Below are 20,845 nucleotides of genomic sequence, written 5' to 3'. Positions count from 1 at the left end.
GCGGGTACCCATACAATCGTTGATCCTTAATTCCAGTTCACGGCGCCTTCACGCGCGCCGTAGGAAAGCTCCAGCCCCTTGGCAGCGCCGGCCTTGTCGGTGCCGCGCACCGAGATGCCGTTGCTTTTGTCGCCGCTCACGTGGAGCAGCAGGTCTGCCTTCGGGTAGCGGATCTTATAGAGCGTGATGTTGCGGCTGTTGTGGATGTTGAGCACCGGGCTCAGCTCGCGGGTGATGAGCTGCACGTTGTCGAGCACGATGCCGGTGGCCTCGGTCATATCGAGCCCCTTGTGGGCCTGCAGCACCATGTTCTTCAGCACGATCTCCTGGATGTTCATCTCGGGAAGGCCGCGCACGTAGATGGCCTTCTCGGCGCCGTTGCACACCACGCCGTCGATATAGATCTTGCGGAACACGGGCGTTTCCTCGGTCACGGGCTTCGCCTCCACCTTCGGGGGCTCGCGCTTCTCGCCGGCCAGCGGCACGGGGTCCTGCGCGGCATAGTACATATCGAAGAGGATGGCCTCGCCTACGATGTCCTTCATCTGCGTGTTGCGGATGAAGATGTTCTCCACCACGCCGCCGCGGCCGCGCGTCGTTTTGAAGCGCAGGCCGATGTCGGTGCCGATGAAGGTGTTGTTGTCGACCCAGATGTTGCGGGCGCCGCCGCTCATCTCCGAGCCGATCACGAAGCCGCCGTGCGCGTGGTACACCGTATTATTCCGGATGATCACGTTCTCGGTGGGCATGCCGCGCTTACGGCCTTCGGCGTCGCGGCCCGACTTGATGCAGATGCCGTCGTCGCCGACGTCGAAGGTGCTGTTCTCCACGAGCACGTTCCTGCAGCTCTCGAGGTCGAGGCCGTCGCCGTTCTGGGCGTACCAGGGGTTCTTGGCATAGACGCCGCGCACCACCACGTTCTCGCACATGAGTGGGTGGAGGTTCCAGGCCGGCGAGTTCTGGAAGGTGACGCCCTGCAGCAGCACGTTCCTGCAGGAAGTGAACACCAGCAGGTTGGGGCGCAGGAAGTCCTTGACGGAGTTGTAGAAATCGGGGGTCTTCGCGGCGTCGATGACACCCGGGTTTTTCAGGAGGGCACCCGCCTTGCTTTTGTCGGAGGGATACCAGGTCTTTTTATCGTCGCTCAGCACGCCGCCCGAGGCCACGAGGCCCTTCCACTGCGATTCGGTGAGCTTGTCCCTCTTGACCATGCGCCAGGCGTCGCCCGAGCCGTCCACGATGCCAAAGCCCGTTACCGCGATGTTGACCGCGTTGGTAGCGGAGAGCGGCGACTGGTTGCGCATCTGCGGCAGGCCTTCCCAGTTGCTGGCCACGAGGGCATACTGGCTGAGGTCGGGCGTGAACTGCAGGAGCGCGCCTTTGGCGAGGTGGAGGTTGACGTTGCTTTTGAGCTCCACCGGACCGGTAAGCCAGAGACCGGCGGGCACCAGCACCACGCCGCCGCCCTTCCGGGAGCAGGCGTCGATGGCACCGTTGATGGCGGCCGTATTGAGGCTGTGGCCGTCGGCCCGGGCGCCGAAGCGGGTAATGGCGAAGGTGTCTTTCCGGAACACGGGATCTTTCACCACGGGCGGCACCGGCGCCTTCTGGGCGTGGAGCGTGGTGGAAAGAAGCAGGCCGGCAAGGAGAAGTTTATAGTTCATAGCGTGTATTAAGGGCAAAAAGGGCAGTATAGGGAACTATGCCGCCGGCTGACGATTGCTTGCGTGCAACAGCATATGCAGAAATGCGCATATACGATTGCAGAACAAGTCTAACGAGATAATCCCTGCCGGCAAGCGTACCGATGTTCTTTTTTTACGCAATCGTTACCGAAAACGTTACCGGCGACGGAGCAGCCATGAGTGCGGCGGCGCGTGCGCTCTGTTCTCCCGAAAAAGCCGCCCCGCGGCGTCTGCCCGCAACGGAACTTTACGGCATGAAGCGCAACATCCGGAAGGTGCATGCCGCCGCCTATGCACCGATCAGTGACCTCGTGACGTACCGGGCCCTGCCGACGGCCGCCCTGCCCATGAATGCCCTCGATCCCTTCCTGTTCCTCAACCACCACGGCCACCAGGTATATCCCGCCGGCAACGGGGGATTACCCTTTGGTCCGCACCCGCACCGCGGCTTCGAAACGGTGACCTTCATCCTCGAGGGCGACCTGATGCACCAGGACAGCTCAGGCGCCTCCAGCATCATCACCGCCGGCGGCGTGCAATGGATGACCGCAGGCAGCGGGCTGGTCCATGCCGAGCTCTCGTCCGATGCCTTCAAGGAGAAGGGCGGCCCGCTCGAGATCCTGCAGCTCTGGGTCAACCTGCCGGCACGCCTCAAAATGACGCCGCCGAAATACACCGGGTTGCAACGTGCGGATATACCTGTGTTAAAACTGGCCCACGACCAAGTGTCGCTGCATGCCGTGTCGGGCACCTGGTGGGGCTGCAAGGGACCGGTGGAGCCACTTACGGATACGGAGCTATGCTGGATGACGTGGAACGGCGGCGCGGCGCTGGAGCTTTCGATCCCACCGGAACGCACGGTACTCTTTTACGTAGTGCGAGGGACCTTTCTCGTCAACGGCACTACGCTGATGGCACACCAACTGGCCGAGTTCGGCCACGAGGGCGACGGGCTGCACATCGAAGCACCGGAAGACGGCCTGCTGCTGCTCGGCCATGCAGCGCCCTTCCGCGAGCCGATAGTGGCCTACGGGCCCTTCGTGATGAACACAGAGGAAGAGATCCGGCAGGCTTATGCCGACTGGGAACAGGGGCGCTTCGGGAACGGCGACCTGGGCTGACCGCCACTCAGGACCAGGCGAGCGGCACGCGGCAGCCCTCGGTGCTGCTGCGGAAGGCTGCTTCCACGATGCGCACGACGGCGAGTCCTTCAGCGGCCGTCACGGGCAGCCGGGCGCTTTCGCGGAGGGAGCGGTAGATGCCGTTGAAATACTCGGTGTAATCGCCCGCCTCAGCAGGCACCGACTGCGGCGCGGCCACCCCGTCGTTGTCGAGCACGAGCAACCCTTCGGCGCCGGCGGGCTCGAGGCCCCAGCCGGCATCGGTGGGCAGGCGCCCTTCCTGAAGGTCGCGCTCCTGCACGTCGGCGCGGGCCTTCAGGAAGGTGCCCTTATCGCCGTACAGCTGGAAGGAAGGAAGCGGCTCGCGTACGAAGTAGCCGCTGTGCAGGCGCACGCGCAACCCGGGATAATACAGGAGGATCTCGAACTGGTCGTCCACCGCGGTGCCGGGGCGCAGGTAGCGCACGTCGGCGAAGAGGGCCTCGGGCAGTCCGAAGAGCTGCAGCGCCGCGTCGATGATATGCGGGCCGAGGTCGAAGAGGATACCGGCGCCGCCGTTGGCTTCTTCTTTGTGCGGCTTCGGGCTGAGCGTTGTCTTGAAGCGATCGAAATGAATGGCCGCCTCCACCACGTTACCCACGAGGCCTTCGCGTAGCACGCGCTGCACGGTGCGGAAGTCGGAGTCCCAGCGGCGGTTCTGGTAAACGGAAAGATGCAACCCCTTTTCTTCGGCAAGGCTTATGAGCTCCGCGCCTTCTTCCGACTTTGTTACAAAGGGCTTCTCCACGATCACGTGCTTGCCCGCGAGGAGGGCTTGCCTGCAGTAATCGTAGTGCGTGTAGTTGGGCGTGTTCACGATCACGAGCTCGATGTCGTCATCGGCGAGTACCTCCTCCAGCGTTCGATACGTGCGGATGCCGGGATACGCTGCGGCAGCCTCGTTGCGGCTCCGCTCCCACACGGCCGACAGGCGAAAGCCGGGATGCGTGTGCACGAAAGGACCATGGAACAACTTGCCGGACATGCCGAAGGAGAGCAGCGCTGTGGAGATCGGGTTCATGGGATAAAAATATGTTCAGGAAGGTTCAGAAAAGTTCAGGAGGGTTCGGGAAGGTTGGTGCTCACTTCCGTGTTCCCTGTTCCTTATTCCCTGTTCCATTGTTCGCGCCCTCGAGGCGGAACCAGTCTGCTTCCACCGACCCCGCGTCGTTGGTGGACGTATCCCGTACGCAGAACAGACCCACTTTCGCGCCTTTCCAGCGACCGGGTGTCGCAACAAATACTTCGGGTACGTCGGTGAACCGGGCGCCGTCGGTGCTCCAGGCAAAGCGGCAGCGCGCACCGGTATCCACGGTCACCCGCAGAAATACGGTCGCCGGCAGGGCAGTGGCCAGCACCGTTTCTTTCTCCGGGCGGCCCTTGTCGGCATCGGTGCATGCGAGGTGCACCAGCGACAACACGCCTTTCTCACTTTTCAATGCGATGGCAGCGTAGCTCAACCCCATCACGGTAAGCCCCGCCCGCTCGTTGATCTTCGGGTTCGGCCGGAAGGTCATTTTGGTCGTAGCCACAAAGGTCTCGGCAGGAAACTTCTGCAGCAAGACATTCGGCAGCTCCCACAGGTTGCGGGCGCTGTCGGGCAGCGGCGCCGAGAAAAGCCGCAGGACGCCCTTGCCCGGGTCGGCAAAGGCCCAGGTGGCCTTCGGATTGGCCATCCACTGCCACTGGAGCCCGATGCGGCTCCCATTGAACTCGTCGCTCTCGGGAGGCGTCACGCGCGCGCCCCGCAGCCCGTCGGGCTTGCGGTAGCGGAGCACCGGCTCGCCCTTCCCGTCGCCGTCGGCATCGGCGCCGATCACCGGCCAGTCGTTCACCCAGCGCATCGGCTGTAGGTGCACTACGCGGCCATAGGCTTCTTTATCCTGGAAGTGCAGGAACCAGTCCTCCCCTTTTGGCGTCGTTACCCAGGCTCCCTGGTGTGGCCCGTTCACCGGGCTGCGCCCCTGGTCCATTACCACCTTGCGCTCGTAGGGACCGTAGGGATTGCGCGCGCGCAGCACGAGTTGCCAGCCGGTGGGCACGCCACCGGCCGGGGCAAAAATGTAGTACCACCCATTGCGCTTGTAGAACTTCGGTCCTTCGATCGTAGGGTCGGTGTCGTGACCATCGTATACCAGCACGCCCTCATCCAGTGCTTTTGTTCCATCGGCGCTGAGGCGCTTCACCGCCAGTACGCTCTTGATGCCCGCGCGGCTGCCCGCGTAGGCATGCACGAGGTAGGCCTTGCCATCATCGTCCCAGAGCGGGCAGGGATCGATGAGGCCATTCCCGGCCACCACCAAGGTGGGGGCGCTCCAGGGGCCTTCTGCCTTCTTTGCCTTCAGCAGGTAGATGCCGAAGTCGGGATCGGGGTAATACAGGTAGAACTCACCGTTGCGGTAGCGGAGCGACGGCGCCCACACGCCCGCGCCGTGGCGCGGCACCGAGAAGTGCGTCTCCGGCTGCAGGCGCGGCAATGCGTGCCCGACGAGCCGCCAGTTCACCAGGTCTTTCGAGTGCAGGATGGGCAGGCCGGGGGCGTCCTCGAACGAGGAAGACGTCATGTAATAATCGCTGCCCACGCGCACCGCATCGGGGTCGGAGTAGTCGGCATGCAGCACCGGGTTCCGGTAAGTGCCGTCGCCGTTATCGGCCACCCAGGTTCTGGAAAGCTGTTCGCCCGGCTGCGCAATCGCAAGAACGGGGAAGAGCAGGAACACACAGATCGATCGGGTAAGGGTCATCGGGAAGGAATTAGTCGTTCAGGGTAAATGCTGCACGCGATCGCCGGCAAGCCGCAACAGGTCGGGCAGGTCGAAGTAGGCGAGGGCACCGGGGAGCGCTACCGAGTAGAGGTCCTTTTGCTCCGGGTGTTCCAGCCAATCCGCATAGGACCGCAGGGTACCGTGCAGGTAGACGTTGCGGATCGAAGGGTCCAGGTGGGCGAGCAGGAGCGCGGGGACTGTCGTCGCTGCGCCTTCTGCGTGCAATACGATGGACTCCCTGCCGTTACGGAGGCCCGTTGCCAGCGCCATCACTGTTTGCAGGTCGCGGAGGCGCAGGGCGGGAAGCGAGTGGCCGGTATGCAGGGCCAGCACCGCGTTGCGATACTCCCGGTTGTAGTATTTCGGGTCATTGCCCGCAGCGCGGTCCTCCGTCTCGCCGGTGCCACGCAGGTCGGCCAGTACATATACGGTGCCGGCGCGGGCTTCCGCGGGCAGTCGCGACAGGCTATCCGCGACGCGCGCCATGCCGCCCCCGGATACGAGCACCACAATGCGTTGCACAGTGCCGTGGTTGGGAACAGCGAGCAGCACCGGCACGGGCGGTGCCTCCGGCGTACGTACGATCAGCCGCTGGTATGCCATGCCGTTGAAGGTTGCGGGGTCCTTCATTTCGGCTTCGTAGCGCGGCGCTTCCGCCGGCACCTGCAGCCACTGCCGGAGCAGGGCAGCCCGCTGCGCGGGCTTCATCGCATCCACCTGCGTACGCTTACGGGCAAGCGCGGCGGCTCGCTTTCGGTAAAGCTCCGGCAAGGAAACCGCGCCCGGATGCCGCGTCACGACGTTGCCGCCGGCAGCGAAGAGGGCGGCGGGTGTTTCGGTGTTCATCGGCGGCTCCGACACGGGGCGATCATCGCCCAGCAGCCAGCGCCGGAACCAGCGTACGGCAGCCTCCCGCTTCGGGCGTGAAATCCCATGCCCGTCTTCCACCGAAAAGAACGCGGCCTTGTCGGGGACTCCGACGGCCGTATAGAATCGCTTTAATTCACCGAAGGCTTCCTGTGCCCCGGCAAAGTCGATGAAGTCGTAACGCCCGGCCATCACGAGCACCGCCCGCGGAGCGGCGGCGATGAGCAGGTCCGCGAACTCGAGGCCGGCGGCACCTTCGCCGGGCAGCTGCGCACAGCCGTCGGCAGGGCCACCCAGCTCCAGCGTACGCGCCCTTGTGGCAACGTAGCTGTTCGGCACTACCACCTTGATGCGCTCGTCGAAAGCGGCGAAATACAGGGCCTGCATCGCGCCTCCCGAGTTGCCGAGGCAACCGATGCGCGCCGTATCGATCTCCGGGCGCGACACGAGGTAGTCGAGCGCGCGCACATTATCCCATAATTCATCCACCACCAGTGAGCTGCCCACGAGCAGGGCCGCGGCGTTGAGCACCGTATGCTCCGTGGTGCCACCGCGGGTGAGCGGCTTGCCGGTGCTGTCGGTAAGCTGAAAGCGCTCACCCTGCCCTACCGGGTCCACGCTCAGCACGGCAAAGCCGCTGCGCACGAGCAGCAGCGCCGTGCGCTGGTACGAATCGGTGGCCTTAGCCGTTTCCTCGTGCCCACAGAAATGAAGGGCCGCCGGGAACGGCCCCTTGCCTTCGGGCAGGTAGAGGTTGGCCGTTACGTGGTGCCCGGGCGTGCTTTCAAAAACAATGTTCTCGATGCGGTACCCTTTGCGCTGCAGCGTACCGGTGACGGTTGTGTTGAGAGGACTACGCTTGGGCAGCTCGCCGAGCAGGCCGCGAAAGCGTGCCCGCACCGCTTTGCGGTATTGCTCCGCCGCCGCGCGCGAGCGCAGGGCCTTGGTGAAATTCTTCTGCCGATCGGTATACTGCGCCTGCATCCGCTGCACCAGCCAGGTGTTCAGCATGACGTCCCCTTTCCAGTCTATGACGTTGGCCGGCTTCTGGGCACCCGCCCCTTGAGCAAGCAGCAGGAAAAGAAGAATCAGGATGGGGGGATGTTTCATATCGTATATCTACGGGAACAGAAGAGCGGCTACCATTTTCCCTTCAGCGGATCCCAATCGCCGAACACTGCCTTAAGTGTGATGATGCGGGCCGCTGCGGCGTTCAGCTGCCGGATCCAGGGAGCGCGGGCGGCCGGCTGGGCACCCGGTCCAAAGGAAGCGAATTCCGCGAAGCGCGCCGTCTTTTCGTTGGCGGGATTACGCCAGTTGTTCCAGCCCTCGGGTAGGATGTGGCCGCCCATATAGCAGCGCAGGTAAGTAACGCTCGCATAGGGCCGCCAGGGCCGCCCGAGCGACACTTTCGTGAGCACGGTCGAATCGGTAGTCAGGATGCAGCGGTTGAACACGTACCCGAAGGCCTGCTCCTGCGGCGTGGACGCGGCTGTTACATGCGAGTTGCGCTTGCTATTGATGTGGCACTGCTCGAACCAGGCCGTGGAAGGCCCGAAGATGAAATCCGTGGTGCCCTCGATATAGCAATGCGCGAAGTACTGGCGGGTAGCGGGCCGCGCGGGAAAGAGCACGTCCTGGTTACCGGTGAAGCGGCAGCCCTCGAACTGCACCCGGTCGCCGAGTATCTGGATGGCTACGGCCTGGCCCGCGCTGTAGCCGGCGCTGTTGTCGAAGGTGATGTTGCGGGCCCGGAAGTCGGACGCTTCCGCAAAGAAGGAGGCCGACGTATAGGTGTTGATGGTATCGCCGCGCGGCGAAATGCGGCCGGTATGATCGTCGAAGGTGAGTACCGTCGTAAATGCATCCTCTCCGATGAGCGTCACGAAGCGCTTGGTGGAATCGAGGCGCAGCTTTTCCTTATAAACGCCGGGACGGATATGGATCGTGACGGGCTTCCGGTTGTGCAGCGGCACGGCATCGAAGGCGGTCTGCACGGTACGGAAGGGCGCGCTGCCGTCGGCGGCCACCACGAGCGTTCGCTGGGCGCCGGCGCTGAGCGTCGCAACAAGCATCAGTAGCAGCACAAGCGGGCGCATCGGCTATTTCTTTACAACGGGTTTGCGGATCTGCCGGGCAAGCCCCAGGTCGAGGCGACGCACCTCCTGCAGCACGAGCTGCGCGATCTTGCGCGCACCGAGCTCACTGAAATGGGTATTGTCGTTCTTTCCTTCGGGGTAATTTGGATGCTCCCCGGGCGCGAGTTGCAGGAAGAGGAGCTTCGACGTTTCAGGGCCGAACTGCTGGTACAGCTGCCGGCTCAACACGTCAAGATCGACAAGGGCGACCCCGGTCTTCCGGGCTACGTCGTGCACGAGTGCGCTGTAGACGACATGTGTTTCTACGGCCCGGCCGCTGCTGTCAAACTTCCTGCGGCTCACCGGCGTCAGCAATACCGGGATGGCTTTCTTCGCCCTCGTTTCGGCAATGAAGCGTTCCAGGTTGGCGGTGTACTGCTCGGGCGTTGTGTAGCGGTCGGTCTTGTCCTTCGCCTCGTCGTTGTGCCCGAACTGCATGAATACATAGTCGCCCTCCTGCAAGGCGTCGGCCACCGGCTGCCAGAGGCCCTCGGAGATGAAGGTGCGGGTGCTGCGGCCATTCTTCGCGCGGTTGTCGACTTCCACGGTGGAATCGAAAAAATGGGAGAAGGGCGTGCCCCAGCCCGTTTCCGGGTAGGCGCGCACCTCTTTCTGCGCAATAGTGGAGTCGCCGATCAGATAGACTTTGGTCTTGCGCTCCGGGAGTGCGAAGGCAGCACCGAGGACGGCAAGCGCCAGCAGCAAAACAAGCTTCATTGGTTTCATGAGGAAGAAAAATTGAAACAATAGGGCCGCTTTGCAGCAGCCCTATCGCGGAACGCAAACTTATTGATACCCGGGATTCTGCTTGAGGCGGCCCTGGTAGGTCGTGATCATTCCCTGGTCGAAGGGGAAGAGCTCGCTCTTGCCCGGCGTATAGAAGCGGGCGAAGGCCTGCCACAGCGGACGGCTGTCGATATAGCTGTTGTTGGCGAGGTGCTGCGCCCAATCGGTGCGTGTCCAGCCTGTGGTGGGCGAAGGCACCTGCGTGGGGCGGTACCAGGGCACGGCAGTGGCGGCGGTATTTCCGGGCACATAGTACTGGATCTCCTCGCCGCTGTTGCGCCAGTAGATATACTGGGGCACGTTGGTGTAGGGGGCCACGCGGTCGCGCATCTGCTGGAGACGCGTGCGCGTTTCCTGGATCTTAGCGTTCAGCAGGTTCCAGCGCAGCAGATCGTACTTGCGCACGCCCTCATGGCCGAACTCGAGGTAACGCTCGTTGACGATGGCGTTGAAGAACCCGTCTTTGGAGGTCGGCGTAACACCGATGAGGGTCGCGTTGCCGCGGAAGGCGCGCTTGCGCACCTCCTCAAAGGCGGCGATGGCCTCGGGCGTCGGCCCGTTGTTGATCTCGTTCACGGCCTCGGCATACATCAGCAGCACGTCGGAAAAGCGGAGCAGTACCCAGTTGTAGCCCACGTTGAGCACGGAGCCCGGGAGCAGCGGCGTGCGCCAGTCGCGGCGGTACTTGCCGGTGGTGAGCTCGCCGAGGCGGCGGTGCGACTTCACGTTGGTGGCGTTGGCAACGGCATAGGTGGTGACCGTCACGTCGCGGCGCGCGTCGGCCGAGTCGAAAGCATAGAAGAAGTTGGGGAGCATAAAGATGCCGCCGCCGCCGGCGCCGTAGCGCGAGGCCGCGTTGAGGCTCGGTCCGTCGTAGTTGCCCATGCGGCTGTCGGAGTTGGAGTTGCCGCCGCCGGCGCCCACTTCAAAGAGGATCTCGTTGTCGTAGGTGAACGAAGTCACGTTGCGCCAGACGCTCTCGAAGCTCGGGTTGAGGTTGTGCTGCGTGCGGTTGGCCATCAGCTCGGCGCACTCGTCGCGGGCGATCGTGTAGTAGGCGAGGTAGTCGGCGCGGCGCTCCATCTGCCCGTTGGCACGCAGGGCGTAGCCGCCGCGGTGCAGGGCGATGCGGGCGCGCAGGGCCATGGCGGCGCCCTTGGTGACGCGCTCGTTGCGGGCCACCTCGGAGCGCCAGGGCAGCAGGGTCTTCGCCAGCGCCAGGTCGGCAAGCAGGCGGTTGTATGTAGAATCACGGTCTGCCTGCGGCAGGAACAGCTCCGACTGGCGGTAGGCCGGGATCATCGGCGCGGGCACGTCGCCCCAGTTGCGGATCAGCTCGTGGTAGAACTGCGCGCGCAGCGTGAGCGCCTCTCCGTGCATGCGGCGCAGTTCGCGCTTCTCTGCGTCGGTACCGTTGTTGTACTGCGCCATCTGCGGGATCTGCTCGATACAGAGGTTGGCCTTTTCGATGCCGCGGTACAGCTGGCGGAAGGGGTTGATCAGCTCTGAGTTCGACAGCTGCAGCTCGTAGCGGCCGATACCGCGGCGCCCGTTATCCAGGTTACCGCTCACGATGCCTTCGTCGGTATCGTAGGGATAATACATGCTGATGCGGATACCGTAGCCGTTGTCGCCCTGCAGCTCGTCGTACACGCCCACGAGGGCGGAGAAGGCGTTGGACGGGCTGGAGAAGACCTCCTGGATGCTGTATTGCGTAACGGGCTGTACGTCGGTCCATTTCCGGCAGCCTCCGAGGAAGGCGGCACCGGCAAGCAGGGCCGCGGCCAGCAAAGGGCGGGAGAGCAATTTATGTTTCATGATCGCAATCGTTTAGAGAGATTAGAAAGTAAGGTTCAGGCCGGCAACCCAGGTGCGCGAGCGCGGGTAGGCAGCGAAGTCCACACCGGGTGTGAGCGGGTTGAAGCGGCGGGCGCTCACATCCGGATCGTAACCTGAGTAGTTCGTGAGGGTGGCGAGGTTGTTCACCGTGGCGTAGAAGCGCAGGCTCGAGATCTTAACGCGCTGCGTGATCTTCTTGGGCAGCGTATAACCCACCGTTACGTTGTTGATGCGGAGGTAGGAGCCATCTTCCACCGCCCAGGAGTGAAGCCACCAGCGCTGCACGCGCACCGGCGACCAGATCGTGGCGTTCTCATTGAGCTTCGCCAGGGCCGTAGGGTCGGTCACCACCGCGCCGTTGGCGTCGATGTTGGTCCAGCGGTTCTGCATCGCGTCGAGCATGTTGAGGTTGGCGAAGGAGCCGTCGGTCCACTCCAGCTTGTTGGCGTTGTAGATGTCGTTGCCGACCACGAAGTTGACGAACACCGAGGCGTCGAAGTTGCCGATCGAGAACTGGTTGTTCCAGCCGCCGATGAACTTCGCGTTGGCATTGCCGATCACCGTACGGTCCTTGTCGGCCGTGATCACGCTGTCGCCGTTGAGGTCTTTCAGCTTCAGCATGCCGGGCTGCGGCGCACCGTAGGTCTCGAAGCGCGGCACGCCGGGCTTCAGGGTATAGGCGCCGGTGGTGGCGTTGTAGTTGAAGTCTTCCACCTTGTAGTAGCCGTCGGTCTGGAATCCGTACATGAGGCCAAGCGGCTGACCCACCTTCACCAGGTAGTCGTCGAGGCCGTCGGAGCCCTGCCAGCCGGAGGTCACGGTGTATTCCGAAGGTCCGCCGAGGCTTTCGATGCGGTTGCGGTTGAAGGAGATGTTGAAGTTGCTCGACCAGGTGAAGTTCTTCTTCTGCACCGGCGTGGCATTCAGCTGGATTTCGATACCGCGGTTGGAGGTGGCGCCGATGTTGCGCGTCTGCGCCGTGTAGCCCGAGGTCGGCGGGATGGCCACGGCGAGCAGCAGGTCGTTGGCGGAGTTCTTATAGAGGTCCACCGAGAGGCTGATGCGGTTCTTCAGGAAGGCGAGGTCGAAGCCGAGGTTACGGGTGATGTTGGTCTCCCACTTCAGCTCCGGGTTGGCCAGCAGCGAGGGCGCGAAGCCGGGTACGATGGCGTGGTTGAACGCGTACTGACCGGTAACGCCATAGAGCTGCAGGTAGTTGAACTCGCCGATGCGGTCGTTGCCCACGGAGCCGTAGCCGAAGCGGATCTTGGCATCGCTCAGCCAGCTCACGTCTTTCAGGAACTTCTCCTGCGAGAGGCGCCAGGCGATGGACGCCGAAGGGAAGTAGGCGCGTGCGTTATCGGGGTTGAAGCGCGACGACTGGTCCATGCGCATGTTGAAGGTCAGGAGGTACTTGTCGTCGAAGGCATAGTTGATGCGGCCGAAGAGCGAGAAGAGGCGGTAGGGCGCAAACACCGTCGAGGAGGGCAAGGGCTGCGCGGAGCCGCTGGGCGCCGAGCCGAGGCCCATGTTGGAGAGTGCTTTCTCCGGCGAGATGTCGGCGGGGAAAAAGCGCGTCTCCACAAAGTCGGTGTTGCCATCGCGCTGCACGGTCTCCTGGCCCACCATCACCGTGAGGTCATGCTTCTGGCGGAAGTTGTTGAGCGTATACTGCAGCGTGTTGGAGTTCTGGATGGTGCGGTTCAGCTGGTCGCCGATGGAGGCCACGGGCAGCGAGCCGTACTGGCGCGCCGTATTCGTGATTCTACTGAAGAAGAGCTGTTGGCGGATGTTGGTCTGATCGAAGCCCACCGTGGACCGGAACGTCAGGTTGTAGGGCAGCGTCACGCTCAGGTTGCCGGTGAGGTAGGTGGCCGTCGTTTTCTGGCGGCGGTACTCGGCCTCGGTCAGCAGCACCGGGTTGATGGCGTTGCCGGAGTTGAGGAAGTAGTCTTCGTCAAATTCGTCCACGCCGCCGCCGGCTACAGGCAGCTCAAAGGGGCGGTAGTTGATCGCATGACGCAGGCGGTTGGTGGTGCGGGTACCGCTGGTAGTGGTGCCGGCGCCGCGGATCGTCTGGTCGAGGTAGCGGGCGTTGACGCCGAGGCGGAAGCGCTGGCCCAGCTTATGATCCACCTTCAGGTTGGCGATCTTGCGGTCGAAGCCCGACTGCAGCTGCACGCCTTCCTCCTTGTTGCCGGTGAGGCTCAGGTTCACGGAGGTGTTCTCCGTACCGCCGTTCACCGACACGTTGTGGTTCTGGAAAGCGGCGTCGTTGCCGAACACGCGGTCCTGCCAGTCGATGCCCTCGATATTCTTGTAATTCTGGAGGGTGTCCCAGGTGGTGCCATAGTTCTTTGCGAAGCTGGCCGAGTCGGTTGTATTTCCACGGCTCCGCTCCCACTGCCAGCGCACGAACTCGTAGGGGCTCAGCACCTGCTGCTTCTTCGCGAGCTCGCGGAAGCCGAAGGCGCCGCTGTAGGCCACCTGCGTCTTGCCGTTGCGGCCGCTCTTGGTGGTGATGAGTACCACGCCGTTGGCGCCCTGGGCGCCGTAGATGGCCGTGGTGGAGGCGTCCTTGAGCACGTCGATGGAGGCGATGTCCTGCGGGGCGATCACCGAGAGGGCGTTCGCCACCTGCACGCCGTCCACGATATAGAGCGGTGTGTTGTCCTGGGTGATGGAGGAGCCGCCGCGCACGCGGATCAGCAGCTCGGCGCCGGGTGCGCCTTCGGAGGAGATCACCTGCACGCCGGCGAGGCGGCCCTGGATGGCTTCGGCGGCATTGGCCAGCGGCACGTCCTTGATCTGGCGGCCCGAGATGGAGGATACGGAGCCCGTCACGTCGCGGCGGCGCACCGTCTGGTAGCCGATCACCACCACGTCGGAGAGCACCTGGCTGGAGCCGGAGGTCAGCGTCACGCTCACCTGCGAGCGGCTGCCTACGGTCACTTCGTTCGGGGTAAAGCCAACGGAGCTGAACACGAGCACGGGGCTGCCCTTATCCGGCACGGAGATGGAGAAGTTGCCGTCGCGATCGGTGGCCGTAGCCACTTTGGAGCCGCGCACCGTTACGGTAACGCCGCTGAGGCCGGTGCGGGAGCTGTCGGAGACAACGCGTCCCGTCACCATCCGGCTCTGGCCGAAGGCAAGGGCCGAGCTGAAGCTGGCGACGAATAGCAAGCAGAGTTTCTGTTTCATATACAAGCGTCTATTATAGGAAGGAGTAGGCAATCATGGGGAGGTCTTTCAAGGGAGGCGTGAGGCGTGAGGAGCAACCGTACTATTGTCGGAGTGTCTTTTCTCTGGCCTGACGCTTCACGTACTACTTGAGGTCGGCGATGGCGAGGGCGTCCATATCGGCGAAGGACTGGTTTTCACCGGCCATGCCCCAGATGAAGGCGTAGGCGGCGGTGCCGCACCCGGAGTGGATCGACCAGGGCGGCGAGAGTACAGCCTGCTCGTTGGCCACCACGAGGTGCCGCGTTTCCTGCGGCGTGCCCAGAAGGTGAAACACGCGGTGCTCCGGCTGCACGTCGAAGTAGAGATAGGCTTCCATGCGGCGGTGGTGCGTGTGTGCGGGCATCGTGTTCCAGACAGAGCCCGGGCGCAGCACCGTCAGGCCCATCACGAGCTGGCAGCTCGGGATGCCGGCCTCGTGGATGTATTTGTAGATGATGCGCTCATTGGCCGTAGCGGTAGCGCCCATGGGAGCGGGCTGTGCTGCTTCGGCGGTCATCAGGCGCGTTGGATAGGCAACGTGTGCGGGCGCCGAGAGCAGGTAAAAGCGCGCAGGCGCCGATGCATCGTCGCTGTGGAAGATCACCGAGCGGGTGCCGCGGCCCACGTACAGGCAATCGAGGCGGCCGAGCGGGAAGCGCTCGCCGTCGGCTTCTACGCTGCCGGCGCCACCGATGTTGATGATGCCCAGCTCGCGGCGCTCGAGGAAGTACGTCGCGCGCAGCGCTTCGTAGGCCGGCAGCTCGAGGGCCTGGGTGGCGGGCACCGCGGCGCCCACGATCATCCGGTCGTAGTGGGTGTAGGTTGCCTGGAGGCTGTCCGGCACAAAGAGCTCCGGGAGCAGGAAGTGCTCGCGCAATTGTGCGGTGTCCATCCGGAGTGTCTCCGCGGGGCTGCAGGCAAATCGTTCCAACATAGTCGTAATCGGTAATCAGGTTAAAGAATGGGAGCGCCGCGCGCTCGCCGCAAAAAACAATTTCCTATCGGCCCATCCAGCCGCCGTCGACGGTGAGGATGGTGCCGTTCACGTAGTCGGCGGCACGCGAGCACAGGAATACGAGCGGGCCGGCCAGGTCGCCGGGCGTGCCCCAGCGGCCTGCCGGGATGCGCTCCAGGATGGTGCGGCTGCGTTGCTCGTCGGCGCGCAGGGCCTCCGTATTGTCGGTAGCGATATAGCCCGGTGCGATGCCGTTGACCTGCACGCCCTTGCTGCCCCACTCGTTGGCAAGCGCCTTTACGAGCGAAGCGAGGGCGCCCTTGGAGGCGGCATAGCCCGGCACGTTGATGCCGCCCTGGAAGGAGAGCAGCGAGCAGGTGAACACGATCTTGCCGGAGCCGCGCGCGATCATGCCCTTGCCCAGCTCGCGGGCGAGGATGAAGGGTGTATCGAGGTTCACGGAAAGCACGTCGTCCCAATCGGAGTCGGCGTGCTCGGCGGCGGGTGCGCGGCGGATGGTGCCGGCATTGTTCACCAGGATGTCGATATCGGCGTGACCGGCCTTCAGGTCGTCGAGGAAGGAATAGACCGAGGCGCGGTCGCTCATGTCGGCGCGGTAGGGCCAGAAGCGGCGGCCGGATGCTTCCACCGCGGCCTGCACGGCGCTTCCGGGCTGCAGGGAATGCGACACCCCCACGATGTCGGCGCCGGCGGCTGCCAGCGCCTCGGCCATGGCCGCGCCGATGCCGCGGCTGCAGCCGGTAACGAGGGCCTTCTTACCGGTAAGTGCAAACAAGTTGTTCGTTTCCATAATCATCCTGGGAGAGCGCCTTCAACGGAATGCCGAGGCTCCTGCTTCCGGAAACAAGTCTACTCAGATATTCCGCGCCCGCCACGCGGCGTCCCCTATTTTTTTACGCAATCGTTACCGACAACGTTTGCAGCAAAAAGCAATGCGCCGGAAATCGCTACTTTTAGGCCGGCAGCGCCGATCGCCGCACCGCAACCCCTACCAACATGAAGTTTGAAAGCGTCACGATCAAGGATATCGCCAAGGCCCTGAACCTCTCCATCTCCACGGTGTCGCGCGCGCTGCGCGGCTCCTACGAGATCTCCTCGGAAACGAAGAAGGCGGTGCTGGAATATGCCGAGAAGATCAACTACCGGCCCAACCCGATCGCGCTGTCGCTGAAGGAGCGCCGCACGCGCGCCATCGGCGTGGTGGTGAGCGAGATCGCCAACAACTTCTTTTCCCAGGCCATCAACGGCATCGAGTCGATCGCCTACAACCGCGGCTACCACGTCATCATCACCCAAAGCCACGAGTCGCAGGAGCGCGAGCGCGTGAACGTGGAGCACCTGGCGGCCCGCGGCGTCGACGGGTTGCTCGTATCGCTGTCGAGCGAGTCGGCCGACGTCAGCTACCTGAAGGAGTTGTATGAGAAGGGGATGCCCATCGTATTCTTTGACCGCGTGAGCAGCGAGATCGAAACGCACACGGTGGTGGCCAACAACTACTGGGGCTCCTACCATGCCACCGAGCACCTGATCTACCAGGAGTTCAAGCGCATCGCCCACATCACGTCCTCACCCCACCTCTCCATCACCAAGGAGCGCCTCGACGGGTATAAGGATGCCCTCGCCAAGCACAACATCCCGCTGCGCGAGGAGCTGATCAAGTATTGCCCGCACGGGGGGATGAAGGTGCCCGAGGTGGAAGAAGCCATCAATGCGCTGATGAAGGCAAAGCAAAAACCCGACGCCATCTTCTGTGCCGGCGACCGCCTCACCATGACCTGCTTCGGACTGCTGAAGCGGATGAAGGGCAAGAAAGAAGTGGGCTTTACCGGCTTCACCAACACCGCCGTGGGCGACCTGTTCGCGCCGGCCCTCACGGTGATCAGCCAGCCCGCCTTCGAGATGGGCCAGACCGCCACGGAATTCCTGATCCAGATGATCGAAAGCCGCCGCCCGGTCACGGAGTTCCAGAACAAGGTGCTCGAGACCGAGCTGATCATCCGGGAGTCGTCGAAAAAATCAGTACTGTAATCCATGCTCCACAGCGCCCCGATCCAATGCCCGCACTGCAGCACACCCGGCGATACGCCGGGCCGCTTTTGCCGGCAATGCGGGGGTCCGCTCGACGGCAACGCGGACCTCTTCGCCCACGCATCCGTGCCTGCGCGTGTTTCCGATAAAGGCTACCTGCTCGTGGCGCTGGGCTTTGCCGGTTATTTCCTGTTGTATTTCGGCGTCAGCTGGCTCGGGCGTAACTACCTCACGCGCACGGAGCTATCGCAGTTCATCCGGATGATCAGCTTTGCCCACCCGACATTCCTGTTCTGCGTACTGTATTTCTACAGCAATCGCCCCAGGCACCGCATCGTCATTGGGCTCATCGGGCTGCTGGTGGTAGGCGCCAGCGCTTACGCTGCCTTTTTCGGTTAGCGGTGGCCAGGTGTCCTCCTGCTTTGCGTCGCAACGGCCCGTATCTTAGCAGCACACGAAAACACAACGGATGGAATGTTCCCGCTGCGGCAGCGCCAACGCCGCCACGCATCATTACTGCGCCTTTTGCGGAAGCCTGCTTCGCCAGGGAGCCCCGGGCCCGGAAGGCGCCGTGCTCTTTCCGGACGCGCCGCGGAAGGAACGGCCCGCCGACACCGGCTTCCTGCTGCTGGCGGCGTCCTTTCTGCTGGTGGGCGTGCTCTATTACACCTGGACGCACTTCGGCGCCAAAGAGCCGGAGGGGGCGGCGAACGGCTACCGGATGCTGTCCATCCTCACCCTGATCATCAACGCCGCCGAGTTCGCCATCATGGCCGTCTTCACCCGGCGCACCGGCTACCGCCTGGCCATCGTGGCCTGCGGTGTCCTGTTCACCATCCTGCAATTCCTCCTGTACCTGCCCTTCTGGACCAGCCCTCAATAAGATCCCATGGAACCACTCCAATCCTTCGACCTGCCGGTAACCTATAAAGGAAAAGAATACTCTTTCCCGGCCAGCCTCGTGCAACGCGGCTACGCCCACCGCATCGAGGTGGACGTGGACGGCACACCCGTGTATTTCGAGTGGGACGAGGAGCGGAAATTCCGCGCCCTCATCGACCCTGATGCCGAATCCAGCAGCACCGTGGATCCCGGACTCGTGCAGGCCTTGATGCAGACGTTGGAGGCGTTGCTGGGATAGCGCTGCGCGGGTTTATTGGTTTATTTGTTTAATGGTCTATTTGTTTATTGGTAAGGGGTCGTTTACTGTTCGAAGGACAAGGCGGGCGCGAAGCCGCCGTTATGGCGAGCGCAGCGATTGCCTCTGTTCGCCGGATCCCATGGCTGAAGCCATGGGCTGGTGGGTCGCCTCCGGCAACGACGTACCGTACTCAGCTCACCCACTCACATGCTCATCTGCTCACCCGCTCACCCGCTCACCTGCTCACCCGCTCACACCGCACCATTCACGCCCCGAAGCTTCGGGGGACGTTTCACGATGATTCACGATTCACGTCTCAGATGTCCATCAGCTCCCAGGCGCTCTGGTACGCATCCTGCGCCTGCGCATAGGCAACGAGGTCTGCATAGAAATCCGATTGAGAAAGCGTGGCGCTGTCGCCCACGAGCACGAGCTTCTTGCGGGCCCGGGTCATGGCCACGTTCATGCGGCGTACCTCCGATAGAAAGCCGATGGCGGCATCCGCATTACTACGGGTGAGCGAGATGAAGATGGCGTCGCGCTCCTGCCCCTGGAACGAGTCGATGGTGTTGACTGTGACGGCCGCCCCGGCCTCCCGGAGCACAGGATGGGCCGAAGCGAGCTCCTTGAGCACTTCCACCTGGTGGCGGTAGGGCGCGATGATACCAACCGACGGCACCGCCCCCGGGTTGTGGGCCGCGTTTTCCTCGAGCATCCGGGCTACCTGCTGCAGCAGGAACTGCGCTTCCTCGGGGTTGGAGATCCGCACACCCTCGGGCCGCTCCTCGTAGCCGCAGCCAGCCGTATCGATGAACAGCATCGGCCGGTCGCCGGCGAACAGGAGGTGCTGCGCCACCGACGGCGCCGCCCGCAGCCGGTCGCCATAGAATTCCTTCGACGAGAAGCCCATGATGGTTTCGTGCATGCGGTACTGCTCCTCCAGTAATACTACGGATGCCGGGTGCTGCCCCACGCAGCGCTCCATCAGGGTGCGCCCGAGGCCCGCGCGGGCTGCCGCTTCCGACTTCACGGTGGGCGGCAGCTGGCAGTGGTCGCCGGCCATGATCAGCTTGCGGCCCTTGAGGATAGGGATCCAGCAGGCCGGCTCCAGCGCCTGGCCCGCCTCGTCGATCACCACCGTATCGTAGTGCAGCCCCCGCACCGAGTAGTGCGCGGCGCCCACGAGCGTGGCGGTGATCACCTGCGCGGCGCCCAGCACGGCGCCTGCGATGTACTGCTCCGTTTGCTCGATCTCCTTGCCGATGGAGCGGGCCTCGTTGAACAGGGCCTTGCGCTGCTCGCGCTCGGCGGCTCCGAAGGAGCGCTTGTATTTATGGGCAAGATCCCGGTATTCCGAAGCCTGCTTTTTCAGGCGCTTGATGTCCTTGAAGCGTGGGTGGGCCGCCATCCGCTCATCGAGGGTGAGGGCCAGCAGGCTTTCCGACACCCGCGCCGGGTTGCCCACGCGCACCACGTTGAGCCCCTGGGAGGCCAGCCGCTCAGAGAGCAGGTCCACGGCGGCATTGGAGGGCGCCGTTACGAGCACCGGCCGCTCGCTTTCCTTCGCGAGGAGGCGGATCGCCTGCACCAGCGTGGTGGTCTTGCCGGTGCCCGGAGGTCCATGCACGATGGCGAGCTCGCGGGCGGCCAGGATGCGGCGCACCGCCTCGTTCTGTACGGTATTGAGCGACGGTATTTCTACGGGCGGCAACTCTTCGTTGAACTTCGGCTCCTGCACCCCGGCCAGCACGCGGGCGAGGGCGCCCTCCTCCTTTTGCTCGAGCCGCGCCGGCGCCAGGCGGAGCGCGCGCTCCATCTCCGCGTAGGAGTTCTCGTCGAATACGAGGTCTACGCCAAGGCGGCCGTTGCGCGACCAGTCGGGCAGCTCGTCGACGCGGAGCGCGATCTTCATGCGGTCGCCGCTCAGGTGGGTAATGACGCCCTCGAGGCGGTCGTGCTCCGCATTGTGGTTGGAGAACAACGCCACGGAGGCGCCGAACCGGAAGCTGTGAATGACGGTCTTATCCGAAGTGCGCTCAAGCTCGATCGTGAGGTAGTCGCCATAGCCCGACTCGGTATCGCGGATGGCGATGGGAAACCAGGCGCTGCCGTTGGCGCGGCGCTCCGTAAGGGGCACCGAGCGCGTCAGGGCTTCGAACGAGCGCCGGTCGGCTTCTTTTTCCAGCTGCAGCAGGCGCTCCAGTTCCTTGAAATGATCCATGCGGGCAAAGGTAGGCG

At 63.6% G+C, this 20,845-nt stretch carries 16 protein-coding genes; 5 read left to right on the top strand and 11 right to left on the bottom strand.

What is annotated here, in order from left to right; translation table 11 throughout:
* Positions 1 to 26: 26 nt before the first annotated feature.
* Complete coding sequence (locus tag ABD937_RS03710; protein WP_345253507.1) at positions 27 to 1,664, bottom strand: glycoside hydrolase family 28 protein; 1,638 nt, start codon at positions 1,662 to 1,664, stop codon at positions 27 to 29.
* A 275-nt stretch (positions 1,665 to 1,939) separates the two neighbouring features.
* Between ABD937_RS03710 and ABD937_RS03705 the strand changes: the two genes are divergently transcribed.
* Positions 1,940 to 2,806 (top strand): pirin family protein, encoded by an 867-nt coding sequence (locus ABD937_RS03705; RefSeq protein ID WP_345253504.1) that lies wholly within the window; start codon positions 1,940 to 1,942, stop codon positions 2,804 to 2,806.
* Between the two features lie 7 nt (positions 2,807 to 2,813).
* Here the strand turns inward: ABD937_RS03705 and ABD937_RS03700 are convergent, their stop codons facing one another.
* From ABD937_RS03700 to ABD937_RS03660, 9 genes are all read right to left on the bottom strand, one after another.
* A complete protein-coding gene (locus tag ABD937_RS03700) occupies positions 2,814 to 3,866 on the bottom strand; it encodes a Gfo/Idh/MocA family oxidoreductase (RefSeq protein WP_345253502.1) in 1,053 nt (350 codons plus the stop codon).
* A gap of 61 nt (positions 3,867 to 3,927) precedes the next feature.
* On the bottom strand, positions 3,928 to 5,589 hold the full coding sequence (locus ABD937_RS03695) for a glycoside hydrolase family 43 protein (RefSeq protein WP_345253500.1): 1,662 nt from the start codon (positions 5,587 to 5,589) through the stop codon (positions 3,928 to 3,930).
* Between the two features lie 18 nt (positions 5,590 to 5,607).
* A complete protein-coding gene (locus ABD937_RS03690; RefSeq protein ID WP_345253498.1) occupies positions 5,608 to 7,587 on the bottom strand; it encodes an alpha/beta hydrolase family protein in 1,980 nt (659 codons plus the stop codon).
* Between the two features lie 29 nt (positions 7,588 to 7,616).
* The gene (locus ABD937_RS03685) at positions 7,617 to 8,576 is read right to left on the bottom strand and encodes a pectinesterase family protein (protein WP_345253496.1); all 960 of its coding nucleotides are present in this window, start codon (positions 8,574 to 8,576) and stop codon (positions 7,617 to 7,619) included.
* 3 nt (positions 8,577 to 8,579) lie between these two features.
* On the bottom strand, positions 8,580 to 9,341 hold the full coding sequence (locus tag ABD937_RS03680) for a rhamnogalacturonan acetylesterase (protein WP_345253494.1): 762 nt from the start codon (positions 9,339 to 9,341) through the stop codon (positions 8,580 to 8,582).
* Between the two features lie 60 nt (positions 9,342 to 9,401).
* On the bottom strand, positions 9,402 to 11,219 hold the full coding sequence (locus ABD937_RS03675; protein ID WP_345253493.1) for a RagB/SusD family nutrient uptake outer membrane protein: 1,818 nt from the start codon (positions 11,217 to 11,219) through the stop codon (positions 9,402 to 9,404).
* Positions 11,220 to 11,240: 21 nt separating this feature from the next.
* Complete coding sequence (locus tag ABD937_RS03670; RefSeq protein WP_345253491.1) at positions 11,241 to 14,441, bottom strand: SusC/RagA family TonB-linked outer membrane protein; 3,201 nt, start codon at positions 14,439 to 14,441, stop codon at positions 11,241 to 11,243.
* A gap of 124 nt (positions 14,442 to 14,565) precedes the next feature.
* Positions 14,566 to 15,396: a 5-dehydro-4-deoxy-D-glucuronate isomerase gene (gene kduI / locus ABD937_RS03665; protein WP_345253489.1), complete on the bottom strand. Its 831-nt coding sequence runs from the start codon at positions 15,394 to 15,396 to the stop codon at positions 14,566 to 14,568.
* Positions 15,397 to 15,460: 64 nt separating this feature from the next.
* Positions 15,461 to 16,228, bottom strand: a complete 768-nt coding sequence (locus tag ABD937_RS03660; RefSeq protein WP_345253487.1) for an SDR family oxidoreductase — start codon at positions 16,226 to 16,228, stop codon at positions 15,461 to 15,463.
* A 206-nt stretch (positions 16,229 to 16,434) separates the two neighbouring features.
* Here ABD937_RS03660 and ABD937_RS03655 point away from each other — a divergent pair, with 206 nt between their 5' ends.
* The 4 genes from ABD937_RS03655 to ABD937_RS03640 all read left to right on the top strand — a co-directional run bounded on the left by ABD937_RS03655 (position 16,435) and on the right by ABD937_RS03640 (position 18,607).
* Positions 16,435 to 17,466, top strand: coding sequence for a LacI family DNA-binding transcriptional regulator (locus ABD937_RS03655; RefSeq protein WP_345253485.1), 1,032 nt, complete (start codon positions 16,435 to 16,437; stop codon positions 17,464 to 17,466).
* A gap of 3 nt (positions 17,467 to 17,469) precedes the next feature.
* On the top strand, positions 17,470 to 17,865 hold the full coding sequence (locus ABD937_RS03650; protein WP_345253483.1) for a zinc ribbon domain-containing protein: 396 nt from the start codon (positions 17,470 to 17,472) through the stop codon (positions 17,863 to 17,865).
* A gap of 70 nt (positions 17,866 to 17,935) precedes the next feature.
* The gene (locus ABD937_RS03645; RefSeq protein WP_345253482.1) at positions 17,936 to 18,349 is read left to right on the top strand and encodes a hypothetical protein; all 414 of its coding nucleotides are present in this window, start codon (positions 17,936 to 17,938) and stop codon (positions 18,347 to 18,349) included.
* A gap of 6 nt (positions 18,350 to 18,355) precedes the next feature.
* A complete protein-coding gene (locus ABD937_RS03640) occupies positions 18,356 to 18,607 on the top strand; it encodes a hypothetical protein (RefSeq protein WP_345253481.1) in 252 nt (83 codons plus the stop codon).
* A gap of 316 nt (positions 18,608 to 18,923) precedes the next feature.
* On the opposite strand, the gene ABD937_RS03635 is transcribed toward ABD937_RS03640, so the two are convergent.
* Positions 18,924 to 20,828 (bottom strand): AAA domain-containing protein, encoded by a 1,905-nt coding sequence (locus ABD937_RS03635; RefSeq protein WP_345253480.1) that lies wholly within the window; start codon positions 20,826 to 20,828, stop codon positions 18,924 to 18,926.
* Positions 20,829 to 20,845 lie beyond the last annotated feature (17 nt).

Source organism: Flaviaestuariibacter amylovorans, assembly GCF_039541815.1.
Lineage (GTDB): Bacteria > Bacteroidota > Bacteroidia > Chitinophagales > Chitinophagaceae > Flavisolibacter > Flavisolibacter amylovorans.
Note: the sequence above shows the minus strand (reverse complement) of the source record. Positions and strands in the feature narration are given on the sequence as shown.

Coding starts and splice junctions, on each gene's coding strand:
- ABD937_RS03710 (WP_345253507.1), bottom strand. CDS start 1,664: ATGAACTATAAACTTCTCCTTGCCGGCCTGCTTCTTTCCACCACGCTC.
- ABD937_RS03705 (WP_345253504.1), top strand. CDS start 1,940: ATGAAGCGCAACATCCGGAAGGTGCATGCCGCCGCCTATGCACCGATC.
- ABD937_RS03700 (WP_345253502.1), bottom strand. CDS start 3,866: ATGAACCCGATCTCCACAGCGCTGCTCTCCTTCGGCATGTCCGGCAAG.
- ABD937_RS03695 (WP_345253500.1), bottom strand. CDS start 5,589: ATGACCCTTACCCGATCGATCTGTGTGTTCCTGCTCTTCCCCGTTCTT.
- ABD937_RS03690 (WP_345253498.1), bottom strand. CDS start 7,587: ATGAAACATCCCCCCATCCTGATTCTTCTTTTCCTGCTGCTTGCTCAA.
- ABD937_RS03685 (WP_345253496.1), bottom strand. CDS start 8,576: ATGCGCCCGCTTGTGCTGCTACTGATGCTTGTTGCGACGCTCAGCGCC.
- ABD937_RS03680 (WP_345253494.1), bottom strand. CDS start 9,341: ATGAAACCAATGAAGCTTGTTTTGCTGCTGGCGCTTGCCGTCCTCGGT.
- ABD937_RS03675 (WP_345253493.1), bottom strand. CDS start 11,219: ATGAAACATAAATTGCTCTCCCGCCCTTTGCTGGCCGCGGCCCTGCTT.
- ABD937_RS03670 (WP_345253491.1), bottom strand. CDS start 14,441: ATGAAACAGAAACTCTGCTTGCTATTCGTCGCCAGCTTCAGCTCGGCC.
- kduI (WP_345253489.1), bottom strand. CDS start 15,396: ATGTTGGAACGATTTGCCTGCAGCCCCGCGGAGACACTCCGGATGGAC.
- ABD937_RS03660 (WP_345253487.1), bottom strand. CDS start 16,228: ATGGAAACGAACAACTTGTTTGCACTTACCGGTAAGAAGGCCCTCGTT.
- ABD937_RS03655 (WP_345253485.1), top strand. CDS start 16,435: ATGAAGTTTGAAAGCGTCACGATCAAGGATATCGCCAAGGCCCTGAAC.
- ABD937_RS03650 (WP_345253483.1), top strand. CDS start 17,470: ATGCTCCACAGCGCCCCGATCCAATGCCCGCACTGCAGCACACCCGGC.
- ABD937_RS03645 (WP_345253482.1), top strand. CDS start 17,936: ATGGAATGTTCCCGCTGCGGCAGCGCCAACGCCGCCACGCATCATTAC.
- ABD937_RS03640 (WP_345253481.1), top strand. CDS start 18,356: ATGGAACCACTCCAATCCTTCGACCTGCCGGTAACCTATAAAGGAAAA.
- ABD937_RS03635 (WP_345253480.1), bottom strand. CDS start 20,828: ATGGATCATTTCAAGGAACTGGAGCGCCTGCTGCAGCTGGAAAAAGAA.